Here is a 22,185-nt window from a genome sequence, read left to right as displayed (position 1 = left end):
CTTGCCCTGCACAACAGCAGACCCGGCGCGGTAGGGAAACTAATTGAGAACGCCCCCTAGATGGCTTTGCGAAACTGGATGAAGCCCGGGCGTTCGGCGATGCGCTCGTAGAGCTGGATCGCGGTGGCGTTGGTTTCGTGGGTCAGCCAGTGGACCTTGTTGCAGCCGTCGGTCTTGGCCGTGGCGTAGACGAACTCTATCAACTGGCGGCCGACGCCGGTGCCTCGGGTTTCCGGGGTCACCAGCAAGTCTTGCAGGTAGCAGGAGTTCTCGATGGCCCAGTTCGAACGATGGTAGATGAAATGCACCATGCCCACCGCTTTGCCGTCGGCCCAGGCGAGGGCGGCGTGAGTCGGTTCGCTCGGGTCGAGCATGCGCAGCCAGGTGCTTTGGGTGACGGCATCCGCCAGTTCAGTGTTGTAGAAGCGCAGGTAGGCTTGCCACAGCGGCAACCAGGCCGCGTGATCACCAGCGGTGACTTGGCGAATGTCGATCTGACTCATGGTGATTTCCTTAGCGCATCAATTGGGCGAGGGTTTGGTCGTTGACGTCGGGGCTGGCGGCCAGGCCTTCGCGCACGCCGGCGATGTCGGCGGGGCTGCGGTTCTGGCTGAGCTTGCGCTTGCCTTCCAGGCGGTCGATGGGAATGGCGAAACCGACAATGGCCTTGAGCATGCCGTCGATGTAATCGGCGGGGGCATCGGCCACTGACCACGGTTGGGCGCGGCCAGCTTCATGACGATCGGTGAGGGTGCTGACGATGTCGAGCAGCCGCCCGCCATCGCTGAAGGTTTCGGCTCGGCCATAGGCGTGTACGGCGATGTAGTTCCAGGTTGGCACGACTTTGCCGTGTTCGGCCTTGCTCGGGTAGAAGCCAGGGCTGACGTAGGCATCGGCGCCGGCAAAAATCAGCAGGGCTTCGGCGCCGTCGCGCAGGTCTTTCCACTGTGGATTGGCTTTGGCCAGATGCCCGTACAACGTGCCGTTCGAGCCTTGTTCGCAATGCAGCAGCACCGGTACATGGCTGGCTTGCAGGCCGCTTTCACCGTGGGTCACCAATATGGCGAGACGGGTGGCGAGGATCAGTTCATGCAGTTGGGACAACTCGTCGATGGCAAAAGCACGTGGCGTGTACATGGAGATATTTTCCTTGGCGAATGCCTGCATCCTAGGCAGGCTATTGGTCTGTTGTAAGAGCCATTAATGACCAATTTCATAGGTCCATTGCAATGACTAGCGAACCACTGTCCCTGACCTTCAACCCGGCGGGTATCGAACTTGATCGTCGCCAGGGGCTGAGTCGTCAGCTCTACCAGGCATTGCGCACGCGTGTGTTGGACGGGCGACTGGCCAGCGGAACGCGTCTGCCGGCCAGTCGTGATCTGGCCGCCGCGCTGGCGATTTCTCGCAACAGTGTGGTGCGCGCCTACGATCAGTTGTACGCCGAAGGGTTTATCGAAGGGCGGGTCGGCGACGGGACTTATGTCGCGCAATTGCCCCAGGCAACCTTGCCGGCAAAAAAACTATCCACAAAAGTATCCACAGGGTTTTCAACAGGCTTACCCACAGCCTTATCCACAAATTGGCTCGATTTACCTGTGGATTCATCCAGCAAAGTTATCCACAGCGGTGCCTTGACTCGCGTTGAAAAGAATCATTTACCCATGCCGCCCAGTGGTCCACCCAGGGCTTTTCGGGTCGGTGTTCCGGCGTTCGATCTGTTTCCGTTCGAGGTCTGGGCCAAGCTGAATGCGGCTTTCTGGCGTAAGCCGGATTTCCAGCAGTTGTGCTATGGCGATCCGGCAGGCGATGCGCGATTGCGCGGGATGATCGCTGCGTATCTGCGCAGTTCGCGGGGCATGCAGTGCACAGCTGAACAAATAGTGATCACCAGTGGCGCGCAGCAGGGAATCAGCCTTTGTGCACAGCTGCTGGTGGAGCCAGGTGACGGGGTGGCGATTGAAAATCCGGGGTACCGGGCGGCCGGTCATGCGTTCGCCGTGGCGGGGGCGCGGCTGCACGGAGTGGCGGTGGACAGCGAGGGCATCAATTGCAGCGAGCTGACAGGGCTCGATGATTGTCGGCTGACCTATGTCACACCGTCACACCAGTATCCCACTGGTGTGGTCATGAGCCTGGCGCGACGCCTGGAGCTGCTGGCCTGGGCCGAGCGCACCCAAGGCTGGATCGTAGAGGATGACTACGATGGCGAGTATCGATACAGCGGGGCGCCATTGGCGCCTTTGGCAGCGCTCGATCGTCACGGGCGGGTGTTGTATGTCGGCACGTTCGGCAAGGTCGCGTTTCCGGCGTTGCGTCTCGGTTATCTGGTGCTGCCGCCGGGGCTGGTGCAGGCCTTTGCGCAGCGACGTGCGGTGGACGTACGGCATTCCGAAGTCAGCACCCAGACGGTCATGGCCGAGTTCATGGCGGCCGGGCATTTCCAGCGGCACATCCGGCGCATGCGGCGTGCGGCGCTGAGTCGGCGCAATACCTTGCTCAATGGTTGGCCTGTGGATATTCCAGGCATCGGCAAGCTGCCCACCGTCGCCGCGGGACTGCACATGACCGTGCCGGTCGACAGCGTGTGTCGTGAGCGCGAGCTGATCGAGTTGGCGAGCAGTGTCGATGTCGAGATCAACGGCTTGAGCAGTTACTGGTTGCCGGAATCCGCGACCCCGATGGATCAACGCGCCGGTCTGGTGCTGGGCTTTGCCGCCGTACCTGAAAAGGCGATCGAATCCGCATTGGAGCGATTGCGCAGGGTGTGGAAGGTGCTCTGAAGCGGGCGGCCTGTTCAGTCCAATCGCGAGGGGGCATCGGTGTGCGGTTTGCGGAAAGTAAATATCGCGGGCAAAAAAAGACCTGCGCGAGCGCAGGTCCTGGTGACAGCGGGAACGAGACAGTTATCAGGTGCCGGACTTGATTTTGGTCCAGGCGCGGGTCCGCGCCCGTTCGGCATCGCGCGGCAATGGTTGCAGGGTATAGAGCGTACTCATCGCCGTTTCGGTCGGGTACAGGTTCGGGTTGTTGCGGATCGCCGGGTCGACCAGTTCCGTGGCGTCCTTGTTCGGGTTCGGATAGCCGACGAAGTCACTGACCGGCGCAATCACCTGTGGTTGCAGCAGGTAGTTGATGAAGGTGTAGGCGTCTTCGGGGTTTTTCGCCCCCTTTGGAATCGCCAACATGTCGAACCAGATCGGCGCGCCTTCCTTCGGCAAACGCATGTCGACGATCACACCGTTCTTGGCTTCCTTGGCGCGGTTGGCGGCTTGCGAGAAGCTGCCGGAATAGCCGACTGCGACACAGATGTCACCGTTGGCAATGTCGGCCATGTACTTGGACGAGTGGAAGTAGGTGATGTACGGGCGGATCCTCATCAGCAGTGCTTCAGCCTTGTCATAGTCCGCAGGCTTTTTGCTATTGGGGTCCAGGCCGAGGTGTTGCAGGGCCAGCGGCAGGATCTCCGATGGCGAGTCGAGCAGGGCGACACCGCACTGCTTGAGCTTGCTGATGTTCTCTTCCTTGAAGATCAGGTCCCAGCTGTCTACCGGCGCGTCGGCGCCAAGGGCTGCCTTGACCTTGTCCGGGTTGAAGCCGATCAGGATGGTCCCGTACATGTACGGCACGGCGAACTTGTTGCCCGGGTCGTTGGCTTCGATCAGCTTCATCAGCTTGGGATCGAGGTGGTTCCAGTTCGGCAGCTTGCTGCGGTCCAGGGGCTGGAATACCCCGGCTTCGATTTGCTTGGCGAGGAACACGTTGGACGGCACCACCACGTCGTAGCCGGAGTTGCCGGTCAGCAGCTTGGCTTCCAGTGCTTCATTGGTGTCGAAGATGTCGTAGACCAGTTTGGTCTGGGTGTTCTGGGCCTTGAAGTCTTCCAGGGCCTTGGGGGTGATGTAGTCGAACCAGTTGTAGACGCGCAACGTTCGCTCTTCAGCGTGTGCAGGCCCGCTGAGCAGCGTGGCGCACAGGGCTGGAAAAATAAAACGCTTAAGACTTTTCATTCTTCTACTTCCTCATCAAGCGCTTTCAAAACCTTCGAGAACGTTCACGGCATTGATGCCGATTTCTTCCACGGCATAGCCGCCTTCCATGACGAACAGCGTGGGTTTGCCGAGCGCCGCGATGCGCTTGCCCATGGCCAGGTAATCCGGGCTGTCGAGTTTGAATTGCGAGATCGGATCGTCCTTGAAGGTATCGACGCCCAGGGACACGACGACGATGTCGGCGCCGTAGCTTTCGATCTCTTTGCAGGCTTGTTCCAGCGCGGCGCTCCAGGTGTCCCAGCCTGAACCGGCGGCCAACGGATAGTTGAAGTTGAACCCTTCGCCAGCACCTTCGCCGCGTTCATCTTCATAGCCGAGGAAGAACGGGAATTCGGCTTCCGGGTGGCCGTGGATCGAGGTGAACAGCACGTCGCTGCGCTCGTAGAAAATCGACTGGGTGCCGTTGCCGTGGTGGTAGTCGACGTCGAGGATCGCGACTTTTTTGTGGCCCTGATCGAGGAACGCCTGGGCGGCGATGGCGGCGTTGTTGAGGTAGCAATAACCGCCCATCAAATCGCTTGCGGCGTGGTGTCCCGGTGGACGGCACAGGGCGAAAGCAGAACGGGCGCCGCGCTGGATTTCCGCTTGGGCGGTGAGCGCAACTTGTGCTGCGCTGTACGCCGCTTGCCAGGTGCCGGCGGTGATCGGGGCGCCGCCGTCGAAGCTGTAATAACCGAGCTGGCCGTGCAGGCTGGTGGGTTTGATCGGGCGCAAGGTGCGTGCAGGCCAGGTGTAGGGCAGCAGGTCACCGTCGGTGTTGAATTCGGCCCAGCGTGCCCAGGCGCCTTTGAAAAAGTCGAGGTAGTCGCGACTGTGGATGCGGGCGATCGGCTCAAGACCGAAATCCTTTGGCGCTTCGACTGGACCAAGGTTCTGGTTCTGCACGCGTTGCAGCACGTGATCGGCGCGCGATGGCATCTCGAAGCACGGCTTGAGCTGGCCGTCGATGAGTTCGCAGCGGCCATGGTGCAGGTGGTGATCGTCAGAGTAGATCGTCAGCATTTGTTGTTCTCCGCAGGGCTGATTCGGTTGCCCCCAGTGTTGCGGTGCACGGCGAATCGGAGAACGGTAGGAAAGGCCAAAAGGGGATCAATATGGCCAAAACATTTGACCGTAATTCGCCCCTTGCTCCCACAGGATTATCCGTGTGGCCGAAACTGGCTGGGCGCCACACCACTCCAGCGCACAAAGGCATGGCGAAAACTCGCGGTCTCGCTGAAGCCCAGGGCTTCGGCAATCTGATAGATCGGCAATTGATCCTCGCACAGCATTTGCTTGGCCTGCTCGAAGCGCAGTTCGTCGAGCATTTCCTGGTAGCTGCAACCCATGTCCTTGAGATGCCGACGCAAGGTTCGCGCTGAACAGTTCATTTGTTCGGCCAATCCATCCAGCCCCGGCGCCGCATTCAACTGCGCGCTGAGCAATTGGCGGATCCGCCCCAGCCAGGCCTGACGCCCGGTGAACTCGATGTTCTGTTTGCGGCAGCGTTCGGCCATGGCTTGATGGGTGATGACATCGGCCAGCGGCAATGGCTGGTCGAGCCAGCGCTTGTTGAAGGCGAAGGCGTTGTTCCGCGCGCCGAAGTGCAGCGGGCAGTTGAAGTGTTCGGCGTAGGTCGCTTCGTAGTCGGGCGCGGCATGTTCGAAGCGTGCGCCGAGCAAGGGCAAGGGATGGCCGAGCAGGTCGTCGCAGGTGACTTTCAGCGACACCAGACAGAACTCGGCATTGAACACCGCCATGGCCGGGCTCTCTCGGTAATCGGCGGCGGCGAACCAGATGCGCTCACCATCGTCTTCCAGGCTCAGTTCGAAAAGTGTTCCCAGCAGCGCCGGATAGCGCATCGCCAGACGCAAAGCGTCACCGAAGGTGGCACTGGTGAGCAGGGCGTAACCGAGCATGCCGTAGCAGGAAACGTGCATCCGCCGGCCCAGTTCCAGGCCGATGTCACGCTTGAGGGCAACGGCATTGGCACAGACCTGCATTTCCTGATTGGTGGTGATGCGCGTGTCGGCACGGTTCAGATCCGCCGCGCTGATGCCGCTTCCGGCCAGCAGCGCTTCGCTGGGCAAGCCTTGCGCCTTGAAGGCATCGAGTACCAGGGAAACCGCGTTGAGCGTGGTGAGGTGGGAGTGAAGCATGAGGACTTCCAGCCTTGGGTTGGCTGGAACGCAGCAAGTTGTATGCCGGGTGATGTTCCTTGTAGGAGCGAGCCTGCTCGCGATGACGGTGGATCAGTCACATCAATGTGAATGGTAGACCGCTATCGCGAGCAGGCTCGCTCCTACAAGGGTAGTGTGGTGTCAGCTCAGCTCAGCTCAGCTCAGCTCAGCTCGCCGCAAAGGTCGAGCTCGACGAGCCGACGGACTTCGTCTGCCTCAAGCCCTGCCCCCAACAATCCATGCAGCTTGCCGAACGCCGCCTCACGGGTCATGCCGCCACCGGACAACACGCCCACACCGCGCAAGCGACTGCCGGCTTCATAGACATCCAGTTCAACCCCGCCTTCGTGGCATTGCGTGACCGCTACCACGACCACGCCGTTGTCCCGCGCACGTGCGAGGCTGGCGAGAAACCGGGGGGTGTCGCTCGGGCCGGTGCCGCTGCCGTAGCACTCCAGCACCAGGCCCTGAATGCCGCTGTCGAGCAAACCATCCAGTACCTCGGCGCCGATGCCGGGAAACAGCGGCAGCACCGCGACGTTCGCCAATTGTTTGGGTTGGCTGTAATTCAACTGCGACGGAACCGAAGTTGCCTTCACACCGCCGCCCTGACGCTCCAATCGCTTGAACGGATGCCGACCAAAACTGCGTACCTTGGCACAACGGGTCGGGTCCAGCAGTTCGCCATGGAAGTACAGATGCACGCCCGGCGCCAGGCCCTGGTCCAGTGCAACCAGCGCACCGCCGAGGTTTTCCCAGGCGTCGCTGTCAGTCACACCGGCCGGCAGCATCGAGCCGGTGAAGCACACGCGGGCATGCAGTCCGAGCAACTGGAAACTCATGGCCGCCGCGCTGTAGGCCAGAGTGTCGGTGCCATGCAGGATCAGCACGCTGTCGCAGCCCTGAACATCCACTGCATCGACCACTGCTTCACGCAGTTGCTGCCAGTAGGCCGGGGTCATGTTGGCGCTGTCGATCAACGGCGACATCTCGCGAAAGCGCCATTGCGGAACAACGAGCTCCGGCTGGCTGTGCAGATAGTCGCGCATCCGCGCTTCGAAACCGGACGCCGGGGCCAGGCCATGGGCGCTGGCCTGCATGCCAATGGTGCCGCCGGTGTAAAGCACCATGACGTGCTGGGCGGCAGGATAGGTCGGGGCACTCATGGGAGGTTCTCCAAAAATGATGACAGCTTGTTTCCGAGCATGACGCCGGTCGCAAGCTGTGTCACGTCGGGCGCAGGGGATGCGCCCGGTTTTTTACCGATCAGCGTTGCGCTGCGGTCACGCCTGCCGGAGCCGCTTCAGCCTTGGGGGCTGGTGCTGGCGGGTTCGCCGGCCAGGCTTTCAGGTCCAGATCCAGATCCGGGAATTTGCTCGAATCGAATACCGGCGTGGTGATCCCGGCGGCGCGCTGGTCATCGTAGTCACGCAGGATGCGCATGCCGACCTTGAACAGCAGGAACAGCGCGATCAGGTTGACGAACGCGAGCATGGTCATGGTGATGTCGGCGAAGGCAAATACGGTGCCGAGGTTTTCGATGGCGCCCCAGAAAATCAGTACCAGTACCAGCGCGCGATAGCCCATCAGCGCCTTGCGGTTTTCACCGATCAAAAAGCGCAGGTTGTTCTCGCCCAGGTAGTAGTTGTAGAGGATCGAGGTGAACACGAACAACGCCAGGGCCACGGAGATGAACATCCGGCCCCAGTCACCGACCACGGCGGCGAGCGAGTTCTGGGTCAGGGCAATGCCGTCGCCTTCGAAGCCCGGGGTGTAGAAACCGGAGAGCAGGATCAGCAGCGCGGTGCAGGTGCAGATCACGAAGGTATCGAGGAACACGCTGAACGCCTGGACCACACCTTGTGCCACCGGATGCTCGACCGCCGCCACCGCCGCCACGTTTGGCGCACTGCCCAGGCCTGCTTCGTTGGCGAACACGCCACGCTTCACGCCCATGACGATGGCGCTGCCGATCAGACCGCCGAAGGCCTGGTCCAGACCGAAGGCGCTCTTGACGATGGTCATCAACATGCCTGGTACGTGGTCGAACTGCAGCACGATCACGTAGAGGGTCACGCCGATGTACACCAGGGTTTTCACCGGCACCAACAGGTCGGCGACCTTGGCGATGCGCTTGATCCCGCCGATGAACACCAGGCCCAAAAGCACAGCCAGGCCGATGCCGGTGTAAGTGGTGTCGAGGCCGAACGCGTTGTTCAACGAGTGCGTCACGGCGTGGGCTTGCAGGCCGTTGAAGGCGAAGCCGAACGTCACCAGCAACAGGAAGGCCATCAGCATGCCCAACCAGCGTTTTTGCAAACCATGCTGGATGTAATAGGACGGGCCACCACGGAACTGGCCTTCGGAATCGCAGCGCTTGTAGAGCTGGCCGAGGGAGCATTCGAAGAAGCTGCTGGACATGCCGACCAGCGCGGTCACCCACATCCAGAACACGGCACCTGGGCCGCCGAGGGTCACGGCAATGCCGACACCGGCGATGTTGCCCGCACCGACGCGGCCGGCGAGGCTAAGCATCAGGGCCTGGAACGAACTGAGTTGCCCGGCGCTGCTTTTGAGGCTGTCGCGGAACACCGCGAACATGTGGAAGAAGTGACGCAATTGAACGAAACGCGAGCGGATCGTGAAGTAGCTACCGAGCCCGACAATGAGCACGATCAGTACTTTCCCTGAGAGGAAGTCGTTAATGACTTCGAGCATGGATTATTCCTCGCTGTTTTTTGTGTAGGCAAATGCTGGCCGGACAGACACATCGAGTTACACCCCTTGGCGCACGGCACAATAGGCGGTTCGAAGTTCGTCCCGGTTTCATATCGCGGGTTTGTTATTAGTTCGGGTTTCGCATGGGTTGAGGCCTCGCTACCGACGACCGCTCACGCGAAGAGGGGCGGCACTATACCGATGACAGTGCCGTCCGTCTGCACGGTTGTGGTGCATTCGGTGAAGTGAAGCCTTTGAAACACCTGACATTTTTGCTGTCAGGCTCTTGTGGGAGCGAGCCTGCTCGCTCCCACAGAAGACGTTTGTCCTTTCAAACAGTTAAAAAAAAGGGCCTGGAGAATGATCTCCAAGCCCTCAAAAGGTGAGAGGTGTCTAGTCCCTCGACCTGGTGAGCGGTGCTACAGGTAACGCGTCGGGTTACGCCTTCAGAGGCACCAGACGCGGAGCAATCATGTTTTCCGGGCGCAGGATGTCGGCGAGCATGGCTTCGTCGAGCAGACCTTCTTCGCGCACCAGTTCCAGCACACCGCGGCCGCTTTCAAGGGCGAGGCCGGCGATGCGGGTGGCATTTTTGTAGCCGATGTACGGGTTCAGCGCAGTGACCAGGCCGATCGAGTGCTCGACCAGTTCGCGGCAGCGTGCTTCGTTGGCGGTGATGCCGACGATGCAGTGCTCGCGCAGCATGTCCATGGCGCGTTGCAGCAGGCGGATCGAGTCGAAGATCTTGAAAGCGATCAGCGGCTCCATCACGTTCAGTTGCAGCTGGCCGCCTTCGGCCGCGATGGTCAGGGCCAGGTCGTTACCGATGATCTGGAACGCCACCTGGTTGACTGCTTCCGGAATAACCGGGTTGACCTTGCCTGGCATGATCGAACTGCCTGGCTGGCGTGCCGGCAGGTTGATCTCGTTGATGCCGGTACGTGGGCCGCTGGACAGCAGGCGCAGGTCGTTGCAGATCTTCGACAGCTTGACCGCGGTACGCTTGAGCATGCCGGAGAACAGCACGAAGGCGCCCATGTCGGAGGTGGCTTCGATCAGGTCGGCGGCCGGTACCAGCGGTTGACCGCTGATCACTGCCAGACGCTGAACGGCCAGGAGCTGGTAACGCGGGTCGGCGTTGATGCCGGTGCCGATCGCGGTGCCGCCCAGGTTCACTTCGGTCAGCACTTCCGGAGCCAGGGTTTTCAGGCGTGCCAGGTCTTCGCCAAGAGTGGTGGCGAACGCACGGAATTCCTGACCCAAGGTCATCGGTACAGCGTCTTGCAGCTGGGTACGACCCATCTTCAGGACGTGGTTGAATTCTTCACCCTTGGCCGCGAATGCCTGAATCAGGCTGTCGAGGCTGGCGAGCAGGGCGTCGTGACCGAGCAGCAGGCCCAGACGGATTGCCGTCGGGTAGGCGTCGTTGGTCGACTGCGCCATGTTCACGTCGTCGTTCGGGTGCAGGTACTGGTACTCGCCTTTCTGGTGACCCATGGCCTCCAGCGCGATGTTGGCGATGACTTCGTTGGCATTCATGTTGGTCGAAGTGCCAGCGCCGCCTTGAATCATGTCCACCACGAACTCTTCGTGGAAGTCGCCGCGGATCAAACGTGCACAGGCTTCGCTGATGGCAGCGTGCTTGGCTTCGCTCAGGTGACCCAACTCACGGTTGGCGTCTGCGGCGGCCTGTTTAACCATGGCCAGACCGACAACCAGTTTCGGGTAGTGCGAAATCGGAACGCCCGAAAGGCGGAAGTTATTCACCGCTCGCAGGGTCTGGATACCGTAATACGCTTGAGCCGGTACTTCGAGGGCGCCAAGCAGGTCATTTTCTGTGCGGAATGATGCAGCGGAGGACATGATAGAAATCATCTCAATATGGACCCGGTCTGTGCCGGAACGCTGCGAATGCTAGGCCTGTGGAGAATTTTGGGCCAATGCTGTTAAACACTAGGCTATGCATATTCGGCATAATGCCCGTGTGACGCCGGCTTGACGGCGAACGTGTGACCTAAATTGGTGCGTGTCCGGGAGGACGTGATGAATCTGGAAAGCAAATGGCTGGAGGACTTCAGTGCCCTGGCCGCCACCCGCAGTTTCTCCCAGGCCGCCGAGCGGCGTTTCGTGACGCAGCCAGCGTTCAGCCGGCGAATCCGCAGCCTTGAGGCCGCGTTGGGGCTAACCTTGGTCAACCGTTCCCGCACGCCGGTGGAACTGACGGCGGCGGGGCAATTGTTTCTGGTCACCGCGCGCACCGTGGTCGAACAGCTCGGCGAAGTGCTGCGCCATCTGCATCACCTGGAAGGCGGGCAGGGCGAAGTGATGCAAGTTGCTGCCGCGCACTCCCTGGCGCTCGGTTTCTTTCCGCGCTGGATCGCTCAGTTGCGCAACGAAGGCCTGAATATTGCCACGCGGCTGGTGGCGACCAACGTCGGCGACGCCGTGCATGCCTTGCGCGAAGGCGGCTGCGACCTGATGCTGGCGTTCTACGACCCGGACGCGGCCATGCAGATGGACCCGGAAATCTTCCCCTCGCTGCACCTTGGCCACACGGAAATGCTGCCGGTCTGCGCCGCTGACGCTGACGGCAAACCGCTGTTCGATCTGGAAGGCGAAGGTAGCGTGCCGTTGCTGGCGTACAGCGCCGGTGCGTTTCTCGGCCGTTCGGTGAACATGCTGCTGCGCCAACGGGCGCTACGCTTTACCACCATCTACGAAACCGCCATGGCCGACAGCCTGAAAAGCATGGCTCTGGAAGGCCTGGGCATCGCCTGGGTGCCGCAACTGAGTGTGCGCGCCGAACTGGCGCGCGGTGAGTTGGTGGTCTGCGGCGGGCCGCAGTGGCATGTGCCGCTGGAAATCCGTTTATATCGGTGTGCTCTGGTGCGCAAGGCGAATGTGCGGTTGTTGTGGCGCAAGCTGGAGGGTGGTGCGGCCGGCTCGGCTTCGTGAGAATGTTTGAGGCAACTATCGCAAGGCGACTGAACTTATGAAAAGCGATTTAGATATTTGCGAATATTTTCCCTGTTCTTGTCGCTGAAGCGGTAAACATTTCCACGAGCAAGAGAAAACTCATCGGTGAGCATTATTGTGTTGTGCCACCAGCCGTCATAGACAACCTCACTGTCTTCGTGGGTCGCGCCAAACATATGACCTATTTCATGTGCGGGAACTCGGTAAGAGCTGATCGACGCGATTGCGCAATGACCTTCGAACATGGCAACTCCGCCTGTCCACCCGAGAACTCCGCCGAGCTGTTCGTTGATGCTGTCTTGGGTCAGCAAGAGAAACTTGGTGAGATTCGCTTCATCACGGTCCCTGTATGAGATTTTTGAATACAGGTCGTGTAAGAGATCTCTCCAGCCATGCAATGCGGCCGAATTATCCTCATTTCTGTAGTTGTATCCGGACAGTTTTGGAACCTCGTCATGGTGGTACAATAAAATCAGGACTTTAAGTCCCGAGATGAGTTCGAGTTCGGTTTTAAGCCAAGCAAAATAATCGGCGTATAATTTGTTTTTTTGATAACCCTGTAGGTCGCTGTGAATGATGACCATTATGGTGATGGTTTTTTTCATATCTGCTGAACTCCCTGTTTGATTTAAAATTTCCTGCCGCTTGAAGCTAAATTTTCTATAGGTTTTTAACCAGTCGTAGTTTGTTTTTTAATATGTATAAGCTCAATAAGTCGGCAACTAAGTGTGATAAGAGTTGCGAAATTTATTGAAGTAAGAAATCAAGCACTTCGTGGCATGCCGGAATCTATTGGTTGACTTGATAGTCAAGAAGCATGGATTTCTCGATGGCATGACAGATGGTTGCAACAGGGGCTGTTTATCTGCTTCATTGAGGTATACTGCGCGGCCTTCGGCCGGTTACGACCGGCCATAATTCGTACAATCAAGCCACGCATCCTGCGTGGCTTGTTGTTTTTTGACGCGCCTGCGGGCGCCCAGAGAGAAGAGGCACGACGATGAGTGCACTGGTTGGCGTGATCATGGGCTCCAAGTCCGATTGGTCCACCCTTAGCCACACCGCCGATATGCTGGAAAAGCTCGGCATCCCCTACGAGGTGAAAGTGGTTTCTGCCCACCGCACCCCGGACCTGCTGTTCCAGTACGCTGAAGAAGCCGAGGCGCGTGGCATCGAGGTGATCATCGCCGGTGCCGGTGGCGCGGCGCACTTGCCTGGCATGTGTGCGGCCAAGACCCACCTGCCGGTGCTGGGCGTGCCGGTACAGTCCGCGATGCTGTCGGGCGTCGACTCGCTGCTCTCTATTGTGCAGATGCCGGCGGGCATTCCGGTCGCCACCCTGGCCATCGGCAAAGCGGGCGCGATCAACGCAGCGCTGCTGTCGGCGAGTATCCTTGGCGCCAAGCACCCGCAGTTCCACACGGTGCTGAAAACCTTCCGTGCTGAGCAGACAGACAGCGTCCTGGACAATCCAGACCCACGCATCGCCTGAGGTTGTTGACGATGAAGATCGGTGTAATCGGTGGCGGCCAGTTGGGTCGCATGTTGGCGCTGGCGGGCACTCCGCTGGGCATGAACTTCGCTTTCCTGGACCCGGCGCCGGATGCTTGCGCAGCCGCGTTGGGCGAACACCTGCGAGCCGATTACGGCGATCAGGATCACCTGCGTCAGCTGGCCGATGAAGTCGATCTGGTGACCTTCGAGTTCGAAAGTGTTCCGGCCGAGACCGTGGCCTTCCTGTCGCAATTCGTCCCGGTCTATCCGAGCGCCGAAGCGCTGCGCATCGCCCGCGATCGCTGGTTCGAGAAGAGCATGTTCAAGGACCTGGGGATTCCTACCCCGGCGTTCGCCGACATTCAGTCCCAGGCTGATCTGGACGCTGCCGTGGCTTCCATCGGTCTGCCGGCGGTGCTGAAGACCCGTACCCTGGGTTATGACGGCAAGGGTCAGAAAGTCCTGCGTACCCCTGAAGATGTGGTTGGCACCTTTGCCGAGCTGGGCAGCGTGGCCTGCCTGCTGGAAGGCTTCGTGCCGTTCACCGGTGAAGTCTCGCTGATCGCCGTGCGTGCTCGCGACGGTGAAACCCGCTTCTATCCGCTGGTGCACAACACCCACGAAAGCGGCATTCTCAAGCTGTCCGTGGCCAGCACCGATCACCCGTTGCAAGCCCTGGCTGAAGACTACTCCAGCCGTGTGCTCAAGCAGCTGGATTACGTCGGCGTGATGGCGTTCGAGTTCTTTGAAGTCGACGGTGGCCTCAAGGCCAACGAAATCGCCCCGCGGGTGCACAACTCAGGGCACTGGACCACCGAAGGCGCCGAGTGCAGCCAGTTCGAAAACCACCTGCGGGCCGTTGCCGGTCTGCCGTTGGGTTCGACCGCCAAGGTTGGGGAGAGCGCGATGCTCAACTTCATCGGCAAAGTGCCGGACACCGAGAAGGTCGTGGCCATCGCCGATTGCCATCTGCATCACTACGGCAAGGCCTTCAAGGTCGGCCGCAAGGTCGGTCACGCCAATCTGCGTTGTGCAGACCGCGAAACGCTGACTGCGCAGATCCTCAAGGTCGAAGCGCTGATCGCCGAATAGTTTCATGTGGCAGCGGCGGAACCATTCAGGGACCGCCGTTCTCTCATGGCAGGATGCCAAAGTCTGACTAGGCTTTCGCATAACAAACCAATCAGAGGGAAATGCCATGGGAATTATCGGAACCATCTTTATCGGCTTGATTGTCGGCCTGCTGGCGCGGTTCCTGAAACCGGGCGATGACAGCATGGGCTGGATCATGACCATCCTGCTCGGTATCGGCGGTTCGCTGGCGGCTACTTACGGCGGCCAGGCTCTGGGCATTTATCAGGCTGGCCAGGGCGCAGGCTTCATCGGTGCGCTGGTGGGCGCTGTTGTGTTGCTGGTGATCTACGGCCTGGTCAAAAAGAACTGATCCAGGCGACAAAGTCCTCTCGGCCGCACAAGCCGGGAGGGCTAGAATGCTCGGCGTTTCCTGATCCTTCCTATACCGAGCACCTTCATGCGCCGTCTTCTGCTGACTCTTCTTTTATTGGGAACGGGCCTTGCCCATGCCGGCGAACTGCCGGAAACCGACTGGCTCGAATTGATGCCAAAGTCGGATCAGAAGGCCCTCGAGGCCATGCCTGAAATCGACCACAACTCCCCTGAAGCCAATGGCACTTTCACCGACAAGGGTGGGATGAAGCAGGCCAAAGGCTTGCCGGCGGTGATGTACTCGACCAAGACCGTTGCGTCGATGAACGACAAGAACATCCGCATTGGCGGTTACCCGGTGCCGCTGGAGTCCGACGCCAAGGGCCGCAGTACCTTGTTCTTTCTCGTACCGTACCCGGGCGCGTGCATCCACGTGCCGCCACCACCGCCCAACCAATTGGTGCTGGTGCGCTATCCACAGGGCCTGAAGCTGAATGATATCTACACGCCGCTGTGGGTCACCGGTACGCTGAAAGTCGAGAAGGTCAGCAATGACCTGGCCGATGCGGCGTATGCGCTGGATGCGCTGAAGGTACGGCTAGTGAAAGAATCAGACTTGTAGAGGCTCGCTCCCACATTGGTTTTGTGGTGTTGCTTAGAGCGGCTTGCTACCGACGCTCACACCCAAAGTATGGCTCGCGCCTGGTTTCAGGTTCACCACATCGCCCATCACGTTCGCCGTCTCGATGCACAGCATGCGCTGCCAGCCATCGTCGGCCATGTCGCTGAACGCGGCGGCGCGGTCGATCCACGGGTTCCAGATCACCGCCGAACGCGAGCCCATGCTGGTCAGTTCGATGCGTCGCTCCCAGGCCGGATCGACGATGCTCAGCAGTGGCGGGGCGTCGAGATAGATGCGATCGGTCTCGCCGGTAAAACGCAAATCACCGGACTGTTGCTTGGTTTTCCAGTCTTCCAGGGTTTCGATGTAGCTCAAGCCATCCACGCCTTCGACCTGCACCTCGCGCACATCGCTGACGGCAAAGTAACTGTGCAGCGCCTGGCTGATGCTGACGGTTTCAGCGCCCCGGTTGTGGCTGGTCAGATGGATGTGCAATTGCTCGTCGAGGCGAATGCTCAGCGTCAAATCCACCTGGTGCGGCCAGCCGGGAAAGCCGCCTTCGGGATAGGGCAGGAGGAATTCGACCTTCAGGCTTTCGCCTTCGGCTTCGATGCCGCCCAGCTCCCAATCCATCGCTCGCACGAAGCCGTGAGCCGACGGCGCTTCATTGCTGGTGCGCATCGCCTGAACGCTTTGCGGGTTGCGCGCAAAGTTGCCGAACCACGGCCAGCACACCGGCACGCCAGCGCGGATGCTCTTGCCGGTCTTGAACACGGCCTCGTCGTTGAGCCAGATCAGCGGCGGCTGGCCGGCCAATTGATAGCTGAGGATATGCGCGCCTTGCTGGGCCACCAGTAATTCGGCCTGACCGTGGCGAATACGCCAGCAGTTCAGTTCATCCAGTTTTACGGCTTCAACATTGGGCGTGCTCATGGGACAGCTCTCGATCAGTAACGTGGACGACTATCGACCGCAAAACGGCTACCAGGTTTAGAAACTCTTTCAGCGAGCCCGAGGCGGAACCGAGCGCGTGCGACCGCTGCCGTCGATGGCAACGAACACAAACACCGCTTCGGTTACTTTACGCCACTCGCTGGACAGTGGATCGTCGCTCCAGACCTCGACCATCATCTTGATCGAGCTGCGGCCGATTTCCAGGGCCTGGGTATAAAAGGAGAGCTGGGCGCCCACAGCCACCGGAACCAGAAATGCCATGCGGTCGATTGCGACGGTGGCAACGCGCCCACCGGCGACCTTGCTGGCCATCGCGGTGCCTGCCAAATCCATCTGCGCCACCAGCCAGCCGCCGAAAATATCGCCAAAGCCGTTGGTTTCGCGTGGGAGCGCGGTGATTTGCAGGGCCAGGTCGCCTTGCGGGATCGGATCTTCTTGTTCGAGTTCTATCATGCCGGGGGGCCTCTGACCCGTGACTCTTCGTTGGTATTGCTGGTGGTAGCCGTCTTCGGGAAAAACGATTCAGCACCGAACATACTACGTTCGTCACGTTTTCCATCAGGCGCCTAAAGGGAAACTCTGCGAAATCGCCTATGAACCTGACAGGCGCTTTCGCACAGCAACCCCTCAAAAACCGGAGCAGGCTTTGAGTATATCGGTCGGTAGACTCCGCGACGACCGTCCGGTTCTCATTTTGACCGTCAAAAACGCACCTCTATGTGCTTTTTCGAACAATTTGCTATCGTGCCGGACCTGCCCAAACCTCAGCCAGCGTTGTTGAGGTTGCAGATCCGACTATAAGAGAAGCCCTTGCCATGACCACAGCGCCCTCGAGCATCGCGCAGACAGACCAACCCGCACGTCCGCTGACCCGCAACGACTACAAGACTCTATCGCTGTCTGCCCTGGGCGGCGCGCTGGAGTTCTACGATTTCATCATCTTCGTGTTCTTCGCCACGGTGGTGGGCAAGCTGTTCTTCCCGGCGGACATGCCCGAGTGGCTACGCCTGATGCAGACCTTCGGCATCTTCGCCGCCGGCTACCTGGCGCGGCCGCTGGGCGGCATCGTGATGGCGCACTTCGGCGACCTGCTGGGCCGCAAGAAAATGTTCACCCTGAGCATTTTCATGATGGCCGTGCCGACCTTGATCATGGGGTTGCTGCCGACTTATGCGCAGATCGGCATGTGGGCGCCGATCCTGTTGCTGTTGATGCGGGTGATCCAGGGCGCCGCCATTGGCGGTGAAGTGCCGGGGGCGTGGGTCTTCGTTTCCGAACACGTTCCGCAGCGACACATCGGCTACGCCTGCGGCACCCTGACCAGCGGCCTGACGGCGGGCATCTTGCTCGGTTCACTGGTCGCCACGGCGATCAACAGCCTCTATACCCCGGTGGAAGTAGCGGATTACGCCTGGCGAATCCCGTTCCTGCTGGGTGGCGTGTTCGGTCTGTTCTCGGTGTACCTGCGTCGCTGGCTGCACGAAACCCCGGTGTTCGCCGAACTGCAACTGCGCAAGGCCCTGGCCGAAGAAGTACCGCTGCGGGCGGTGCTGCGTGACCATCGTGGTGCGATTGCCATTTCGATGCTGCTGACCTGGTTGCTGTCGGCCGCCATCGTGGTGTTGATCCTGATGACCCCGACTGTGTTGCAGACGGTCTATCACTTCTCGCCAACCACGTCCCTGCAGGCGAACAGCGTGGCGATCGTGTTCCTGAGCTTTGGTTGCATCATTGCCGGCGCACTGGCCGATCGCTTCGGTGCGGGACGAGTCTTCGTGATTGGCTGTACTGCGTTGCTGGCCAGTTCCTGGACCTTCTACCACAGCCTGGCCGATCATCCCGACTGGCTGTTCCCGATGTATGCCCTGACCGGTTTACTGGTCGGCACCATCGGCGCGGTGCCCTATGTGATGGTCAAGGCGTTCCCGCCGGTGGTGCGCTTCAGCGGATTGTCATTTTCCTACAATGTGGCCTACGCCATCTTCGGCGGCCTGACGCCGATGATCGTCAGCCTGTTGCTCAAGGAGAGTGCGATGGGGCCTGCCTATTATGTGGCGGTGCTGTGCGGGGTCGGGATTCTGGTGGGGGCCTGGCTCTGGAAGAAGGGCCGTTGATCCGTTAGTAGTGGCAACGGTGCGCCCTGCGTTTCCGGCTAAATCCCGTCAATTCCTACATTTACAGTTACAACTGAAAGGCCAGCCTTCCGAGCGGAGTGCTGGCCTTTCATCCAATTGTCATATTTCAGCCATAGAGTGTTCACACGGCCTGCTGATACTTGGCCCCGAATAACACACCCTATCTGCTAGGAGTAAGGCATGAAACTGAAGCGTTTGATGGCGGCAATGACTTTTGTCGCTGCTGGCGTTGCGACTGCCAACGCGGTTGCCGCTGTTGACCCTGCTATCCCGAGCTACACCAAGACCACTGGTGTGTCGGGCAACCTGTCCAGCGTTGGTTCCGATACCCTGGCCAACCTCATGACCCTTTGGGCCGAGAACTACAAAAAAGAATACCCGAACGTAAACATCCAGATTCAGGCCGCTGGCTCCGCCACTGCGCCACCTGCGCTGACTGAAGGCACCTCCAACCTGGGCCCGATGAGCCGCAAGATGAAGGACACCGAACTGGCTGCCTTCGAGCAGAAGTACGGCTACAAGCCAACCGCTATCCCGGTTGCCGTGGACGCCCTGGCTGTTTTCGTACACAAGGACAACCCGATCCAGCACCTGACCATGGAACAGGTCGACGCGATCTTCTCGTCCACTCGTCTGTGCGGCGCCAAGACCGAAGTCAAAACCTGGGGTGACCTGGGCGTGACCGGCGACCTGGCCAACAAGCCGGTTCAACTGTTCGGTCGTAACTCGGTATCCGGCACCTACGGCTACTTCAAGGAAGAAGCCCTGTGCAAAGGCGACTACAAGCCAAACGTGAACGAACAACCAGGTTCGGCTTCGGTCGTGCAGTCGATCAGCTCCTCGCTGAACGGCATCGGTTACTCGGGCATCGGCTACAAGACCGCTAGCGTGAAGACAGTGGCCCTGGCCAAGAAAGGCAGCCAGGACTTCATCGAAGATACCGAAGAAAACGCCCTGAATGGCAAGTACCCGCTGTCCCGCTTCCTGTACGTGTACGTCAACAAAGCCCCGAACAAGCCTCTGGCCCCGCTGGAAGCCGAGTTCGTGAAACTGGTTCTGTCGAAACAGGGCCAGGAAGTTGTAGTGAAAGACGGCTACATCCCACTGCCAGCCAAGGTTGCTGCAAAAGCACTGGCTGACCTGGGCCTCGCGGAAGGCGGCGCTGAAGTCGCAAAAAAGTAACAAATTGAGTCCGAGGTGAACCCCTCGGACTCACATGGGGGCGGCAGGAGCCGCCCCCATACACCTCTAATTCTCTATCCGCTGCTGGTTACCGCCAGCGGCGGATTTGTTGCGTCACTGCACTGTCATCTTTCTGTCATACAGGATCGCTAGGGTGTGCGAATGAATGATCTGGCCAATTCCAACATGACTACTAATCCCCCCAAGCGAATTGATTTCAATACGCCTGAACTGCAACGCAAGCGCCGCATTCGCGCGCTCAAAGATCGCCTGACCCGCTGGTACGTCCTCGTTGGCGGCCTCGCTGTACTGGGCGCGATCACCTTGATCTTCTTCTTTCTTGCCTACGTCGTCGCGCCCCTGTTCCAGGGTGCCAGCCTGACGTCCAAGGACGCCATCACGCCAGCCTGGATGCAAGACGCCGGCAAGCCGCTGATGATCTCTCTGGAAGAGCAAAATCAGGTGGCGATGCGGGTGTCCGACAAGGGCCAGGCATTGTTCTTCGACATCGACAGTGGCGCTGAATTGAAGCGCGTCGATCTGTTGATCCCGGCCGGCACTACCGTGACCTCCATTGGTGAAGACCAGCCAGGTCACCCGCTGGTGGCGGTGGGTCTGTCCAACGGCCAGGCCCTGGTGTTCCGTCACACCTATAAAGTCAGCTACCCGGAAGGCAAGAAAACCATCACCCCGGCCATCGAGTACCCGTATGGCGAAACGCCGATCGTGGTGAACGAAGCCGGCGGTGCGCTGGAGCACGTCAGCCTCAACGCTAACGATTCGACCCTGATGCTGGTCGGCTCCACCGGTTCGCAACTCAATGTTCTGTCGCTGACCAGCGAAGAGAACATGATGACCGGCGAAGTCACCAACGAGCAGAAGCGCATCGAACTGCCGCAGATGAACGAGCCGGTGAAGAGCATCTTCGTCGACCCGCGTCAGCAGTGGTTGTACGTAATCAACGGACGTGCCCAGGCCGACGTGTTCAGCCTGCGCGACAAGAGCCTCAACGGTCGCTACAAACTGGCGGAAAATGGCGAAACCGAAGTCACCGCCAGCACCCAGCTGGTGGGCGGCATCTCGCTGATCATCGGTGACTCCAAGGGTGGTCTGGCCCAGTGGTTCATGGCGCGCGACCCCGATGGCGAGCAACGCCTGAAGCAGATCCGCACCTTCCAGATGGGCACCACGCCTATCGTTGAAATCACTGCCGAAGAACGCCGCAAGGGCTTCGTGGCCCTCGACGCTTCCGGCAAGCTCGGCGTGTTCCACAGCACCGCCCACCGCACCTTGCTAGTGGAGCCGGTCGCTGAAGACCAGGGCATTTTCGGTCTGTCGCCTCGTGCAAACCGCGTGATCGTGGAAGCCGGCGGCAAGTTGCACCCGCTGCTGCTCGACAACCCGCACCCGGAAGTCTCGTGGAGCGCGCTGTGGAGCAAGGTCTGGTACGAGAACTACGACGAGCCTAAATACGTCTGGCAATCGACCGCCGCCAACACCGACTTCGAACCCAAGTTGAGTCTGTCGCCGCTGACCTTCGGTACCCTGAAAGCCGCGTTCTACGCCATGCTGCTGGCCGCTCCACTGGCCGTTGCCGCTGCGATCTACACCGCGTACTTCATGGCCCCGGGCATGCGCCGCAAGGTCAAACCGGTGATCGAGCTGATGGAAGCGATGCCGACGGTGATCCTCGGTTTCTTCGCCGGTCTGTTCCTCGCGCCGTATGTGGAAGGGCATTTGCCGGGCATCTTCAGCCTGCTGATGTTGCTGCCGATCGGCATCCTGGTCGCCGGTTTCACCTTCAGCCGCCTGCCTGAGTCGATCCGCCTGAAAGTCCCGGATGGTTGGGAAAGTGCGCTGCTGATTCCGGTGATCCTGTTTGTGGGCTGGCTGTCGCTGTACATGAGCCCGTTCATGGAGAACTGGTTCTTCGGTGGCGACATGCGCATGTGGATCTCCCACGACCTAGGCATCACCTATGACCAGCGCAACGCTCTGGTAGTGGGCCTGGCCATGGGCTTCGCGGTCATCCCGAACATCTATTCGATCGCCGAAGACGCCGTGTTCAGCGTGCCTCGAGGCCTGACCCTGGGCTCCCTGGCCCTCGGTGCCACGCCGTGGCAGACCATGACCCGCGTGGTGATCCTCACCGCGAGCCCGGGCATCTTCTCGGCACTGATGATCGGCATGGGCCGTGCGGTCGGTGAAACCATGATCGTGTTGATGGCCACCGGTAACACCCCGGTCATGGAAATGAACCTGTTCGAAGGCCTGCGCACCCTGGCGGCCAACGTCGCGGTGGAAATGCCCGAATCGGAAGTTGGCGGCAGCCACTACCGCGTGCTGTTCCTCTCGGCGCTGGTGCTGCTGTTGTTCACCTTCGTCATGAACACCCTCGCGGAACTGATTCGTCAGCGTCTGCGCAAGAAATACTCGTCGCTTTAAGA

20 protein-coding genes are annotated in these 22,185 nt (G+C 60.0%); 9 read left to right on the top strand and 11 right to left on the bottom strand.

The annotated features are described in order from the left end of the window. Positions 1-56: 56 nt before the first annotated feature. A complete protein-coding gene (locus AC3IX1_RS28285) occupies positions 57-503 on the bottom strand; it encodes a GNAT family N-acetyltransferase (protein ID WP_489386595.1) in 447 nt (148 codons plus the stop codon). 10 nt (positions 504-513) lie between these two features. Then, positions 514-1,137, bottom strand: a complete 624-nt coding sequence (locus AC3IX1_RS28280; protein WP_489386594.1) for an FMN-binding negative transcriptional regulator — start codon at positions 1,135-1,137, stop codon at positions 514-516. A 92-nt stretch (positions 1,138-1,229) separates the two neighbouring features. Here AC3IX1_RS28280 and pdxR point away from each other — a divergent pair, with 92 nt between their 5' ends. Continuing rightward, positions 1,230-2,783 carry a MocR-like pyridoxine biosynthesis transcription factor PdxR gene (pdxR, locus tag AC3IX1_RS28275; RefSeq protein ID WP_489386593.1) on the top strand — a complete coding sequence of 518 codons (1,554 nt, stop codon included), beginning with the start codon at positions 1,230-1,232 and terminating at the stop codon, positions 2,781-2,783. A 126-nt stretch (positions 2,784-2,909) separates the two neighbouring features. On the opposite strand, the gene AC3IX1_RS28270 is transcribed toward pdxR, so the two are convergent. The 6 genes from AC3IX1_RS28270 to AC3IX1_RS28245 all read right to left on the bottom strand — a co-directional run bounded on the left by AC3IX1_RS28270 (position 2,910) and on the right by AC3IX1_RS28245 (position 10,792). After that, the gene (locus tag AC3IX1_RS28270) at positions 2,910-4,010 is read right to left on the bottom strand and encodes a polyamine ABC transporter substrate-binding protein (protein ID WP_489386592.1); all 1,101 of its coding nucleotides are present in this window, start codon (positions 4,008-4,010) and stop codon (positions 2,910-2,912) included. Positions 4,011-4,025: 15 nt separating this feature from the next. Next, complete coding sequence (locus AC3IX1_RS28265) at positions 4,026-5,054, bottom strand: histone deacetylase family protein (protein WP_489386591.1); 1,029 nt, start codon at positions 5,052-5,054, stop codon at positions 4,026-4,028. 137 nt (positions 5,055-5,191) lie between these two features. Beyond that, positions 5,192-6,190 (bottom strand): AraC family transcriptional regulator, encoded by a 999-nt coding sequence (locus tag AC3IX1_RS28260; protein WP_489386590.1) that lies wholly within the window; start codon positions 6,188-6,190, stop codon positions 5,192-5,194. A 182-nt stretch (positions 6,191-6,372) separates the two neighbouring features. Next, entirely contained in the window at positions 6,373-7,377 is a 1,005-nt protein-coding gene (locus AC3IX1_RS28255) for an asparaginase (protein WP_489386589.1), read from the bottom strand. Between the two features lie 100 nt (positions 7,378-7,477). Beyond that, a complete protein-coding gene (locus tag AC3IX1_RS28250) occupies positions 7,478-8,929 on the bottom strand; it encodes an alanine/glycine:cation symporter family protein (RefSeq protein ID WP_489386588.1) in 1,452 nt (483 codons plus the stop codon). Between the two features lie 438 nt (positions 8,930-9,367). Further along, positions 9,368-10,792: an aspartate ammonia-lyase gene (locus AC3IX1_RS28245; protein WP_489386587.1), complete on the bottom strand. Its 1,425-nt coding sequence runs from the start codon at positions 10,790-10,792 to the stop codon at positions 9,368-9,370. A 180-nt stretch (positions 10,793-10,972) separates the two neighbouring features. Here AC3IX1_RS28245 and AC3IX1_RS28240 point away from each other — a divergent pair, with 180 nt between their 5' ends. Continuing rightward, positions 10,973-11,884 carry a LysR substrate-binding domain-containing protein gene (locus AC3IX1_RS28240; RefSeq protein ID WP_057712714.1) on the top strand — a complete coding sequence of 304 codons (912 nt, stop codon included), beginning with the start codon at positions 10,973-10,975 and terminating at the stop codon, positions 11,882-11,884. Between the two features lie 35 nt (positions 11,885-11,919). Here AC3IX1_RS28240 and AC3IX1_RS28235 read toward each other — a convergent pair whose 3' ends face one another. Beyond that, positions 11,920-12,510 (bottom strand): reprolysin-like metallopeptidase, encoded by a 591-nt coding sequence (locus tag AC3IX1_RS28235; protein WP_489386586.1) that lies wholly within the window; start codon positions 12,508-12,510, stop codon positions 11,920-11,922. 395 nt (positions 12,511-12,905) lie between these two features. On the opposite strand from AC3IX1_RS28235, the gene purE reads away from it, so the two are divergent. The 4 genes from purE to AC3IX1_RS28215 all read left to right on the top strand — a co-directional run bounded on the left by purE (position 12,906) and on the right by AC3IX1_RS28215 (position 15,467). Beyond that, the gene (gene purE / locus AC3IX1_RS28230) at positions 12,906-13,397 is read left to right on the top strand and encodes a 5-(carboxyamino)imidazole ribonucleotide mutase (protein ID WP_223455273.1); all 492 of its coding nucleotides are present in this window, start codon (positions 12,906-12,908) and stop codon (positions 13,395-13,397) included. A gap of 11 nt (positions 13,398-13,408) precedes the next feature. Continuing rightward, a complete protein-coding gene (locus AC3IX1_RS28225) occupies positions 13,409-14,491 on the top strand; it encodes a 5-(carboxyamino)imidazole ribonucleotide synthase (RefSeq protein WP_414929669.1) in 1,083 nt (360 codons plus the stop codon). A gap of 106 nt (positions 14,492-14,597) precedes the next feature. Further along, positions 14,598-14,843 (top strand): GlsB/YeaQ/YmgE family stress response membrane protein, encoded by a 246-nt coding sequence (locus AC3IX1_RS28220; protein WP_007928514.1) that lies wholly within the window; start codon positions 14,598-14,600, stop codon positions 14,841-14,843. An 87-nt stretch (positions 14,844-14,930) separates the two neighbouring features. After that, the gene (locus tag AC3IX1_RS28215; RefSeq protein WP_489386585.1) at positions 14,931-15,467 is read left to right on the top strand and encodes a DUF3299 domain-containing protein; all 537 of its coding nucleotides are present in this window, start codon (positions 14,931-14,933) and stop codon (positions 15,465-15,467) included. Positions 15,468-15,500: 33 nt separating this feature from the next. Here the strand turns inward: AC3IX1_RS28215 and AC3IX1_RS28210 are convergent, their stop codons facing one another. Next, complete coding sequence (locus tag AC3IX1_RS28210; protein ID WP_489386584.1) at positions 15,501-16,400, bottom strand: D-hexose-6-phosphate mutarotase; 900 nt, start codon at positions 16,398-16,400, stop codon at positions 15,501-15,503. A gap of 69 nt (positions 16,401-16,469) precedes the next feature. After that, positions 16,470-16,874 (bottom strand): acyl-CoA thioesterase, encoded by a 405-nt coding sequence (locus tag AC3IX1_RS28205; RefSeq protein ID WP_007942704.1) that lies wholly within the window; start codon positions 16,872-16,874, stop codon positions 16,470-16,472. Positions 16,875-17,236: 362 nt separating this feature from the next. Here AC3IX1_RS28205 and AC3IX1_RS28200 point away from each other — a divergent pair, with 362 nt between their 5' ends. From AC3IX1_RS28200 to AC3IX1_RS28190, 3 genes are all read left to right on the top strand, one after another. Next, the gene (locus tag AC3IX1_RS28200) at positions 17,237-18,535 is read left to right on the top strand and encodes an MFS transporter (protein ID WP_489386583.1); all 1,299 of its coding nucleotides are present in this window, start codon (positions 17,237-17,239) and stop codon (positions 18,533-18,535) included. Between the two features lie 201 nt (positions 18,536-18,736). Beyond that, the gene (locus AC3IX1_RS28195; RefSeq protein WP_008045533.1) at positions 18,737-19,738 is read left to right on the top strand and encodes a phosphate ABC transporter substrate-binding protein PstS; all 1,002 of its coding nucleotides are present in this window, start codon (positions 18,737-18,739) and stop codon (positions 19,736-19,738) included. A gap of 411 nt (positions 19,739-20,149) precedes the next feature. Continuing rightward, the gene (locus AC3IX1_RS28190; protein WP_489388797.1) at positions 20,150-22,183 is read left to right on the top strand and encodes an ABC transporter permease subunit; all 2,034 of its coding nucleotides are present in this window, start codon (positions 20,150-20,152) and stop codon (positions 22,181-22,183) included. Positions 22,184-22,185: the final 2 nt, after the last annotated feature.

Source organism: Pseudomonas sp. KH_046_2, from assembly GCF_057838985.1.
The sequence above is the reverse complement of the archived record's forward strand: the minus strand, read 5'-3'. Positions and strand labels throughout refer to the sequence as shown.

What these genes read in the sequence shown, in the direction of transcription:
- AC3IX1_RS28240 (WP_057712714.1), top strand. Translation starts at nt 10,973, where the DNA reads ATGAATCTGGAAAGCAAATGGCTGGAGGACTTCAGTGCCCTGGCCGCC.
- AC3IX1_RS28225 (WP_414929669.1), top strand. Translation starts at nt 13,409, where the DNA reads ATGAAGATCGGTGTAATCGGTGGCGGCCAGTTGGGTCGCATGTTGGCG.
- AC3IX1_RS28210 (WP_489386584.1), bottom strand. Translation starts at nt 16,400, where the DNA reads ATGAGCACGCCCAATGTTGAAGCCGTAAAACTGGATGAACTGAACTGC.
- AC3IX1_RS28205 (WP_007942704.1), bottom strand. Translation starts at nt 16,874, where the DNA reads ATGATAGAACTCGAACAAGAAGATCCGATCCCGCAAGGCGACCTGGCC.
- AC3IX1_RS28285 (WP_489386595.1), bottom strand. Translation starts at nt 503, where the DNA reads ATGAGTCAGATCGACATTCGCCAAGTCACCGCTGGTGATCACGCGGCC.
- AC3IX1_RS28255 (WP_489386589.1), bottom strand. Translation starts at nt 7,377, where the DNA reads ATGAGTGCCCCGACCTATCCTGCCGCCCAGCACGTCATGGTGCTTTAC.
- AC3IX1_RS28190 (WP_489388797.1), top strand. Translation starts at nt 20,150, where the DNA reads ATGCAAGACGCCGGCAAGCCGCTGATGATCTCTCTGGAAGAGCAAAAT.
- AC3IX1_RS28265 (WP_489386591.1), bottom strand. Translation starts at nt 5,054, where the DNA reads ATGCTGACGATCTACTCTGACGATCACCACCTGCACCATGGCCGCTGC.
- AC3IX1_RS28270 (WP_489386592.1), bottom strand. Translation starts at nt 4,010, where the DNA reads ATGAAAAGTCTTAAGCGTTTTATTTTTCCAGCCCTGTGCGCCACGCTG.
- AC3IX1_RS28235 (WP_489386586.1), bottom strand. Translation starts at nt 12,510, where the DNA reads ATGAAAAAAACCATCACCATAATGGTCATCATTCACAGCGACCTACAG.
- pdxR (WP_489386593.1), top strand. Translation starts at nt 1,230, where the DNA reads ATGACTAGCGAACCACTGTCCCTGACCTTCAACCCGGCGGGTATCGAA.
- AC3IX1_RS28250 (WP_489386588.1), bottom strand. Translation starts at nt 8,929, where the DNA reads ATGCTCGAAGTCATTAACGACTTCCTCTCAGGGAAAGTACTGATCGTG.
- AC3IX1_RS28245 (WP_489386587.1), bottom strand. Translation starts at nt 10,792, where the DNA reads ATGTCCTCCGCTGCATCATTCCGCACAGAAAATGACCTGCTTGGCGCC.
- AC3IX1_RS28195 (WP_008045533.1), top strand. Translation starts at nt 18,737, where the DNA reads ATGAAACTGAAGCGTTTGATGGCGGCAATGACTTTTGTCGCTGCTGGC.
- AC3IX1_RS28215 (WP_489386585.1), top strand. Translation starts at nt 14,931, where the DNA reads ATGCGCCGTCTTCTGCTGACTCTTCTTTTATTGGGAACGGGCCTTGCC.
- AC3IX1_RS28280 (WP_489386594.1), bottom strand. Translation starts at nt 1,137, where the DNA reads ATGTACACGCCACGTGCTTTTGCCATCGACGAGTTGTCCCAACTGCAT.
- AC3IX1_RS28260 (WP_489386590.1), bottom strand. Translation starts at nt 6,190, where the DNA reads ATGCTTCACTCCCACCTCACCACGCTCAACGCGGTTTCCCTGGTACTC.
- AC3IX1_RS28200 (WP_489386583.1), top strand. Translation starts at nt 17,237, where the DNA reads ATGACCACAGCGCCCTCGAGCATCGCGCAGACAGACCAACCCGCACGT.
- purE (WP_223455273.1), top strand. Translation starts at nt 12,906, where the DNA reads ATGAGTGCACTGGTTGGCGTGATCATGGGCTCCAAGTCCGATTGGTCC.
- AC3IX1_RS28220 (WP_007928514.1), top strand. Translation starts at nt 14,598, where the DNA reads ATGGGAATTATCGGAACCATCTTTATCGGCTTGATTGTCGGCCTGCTG.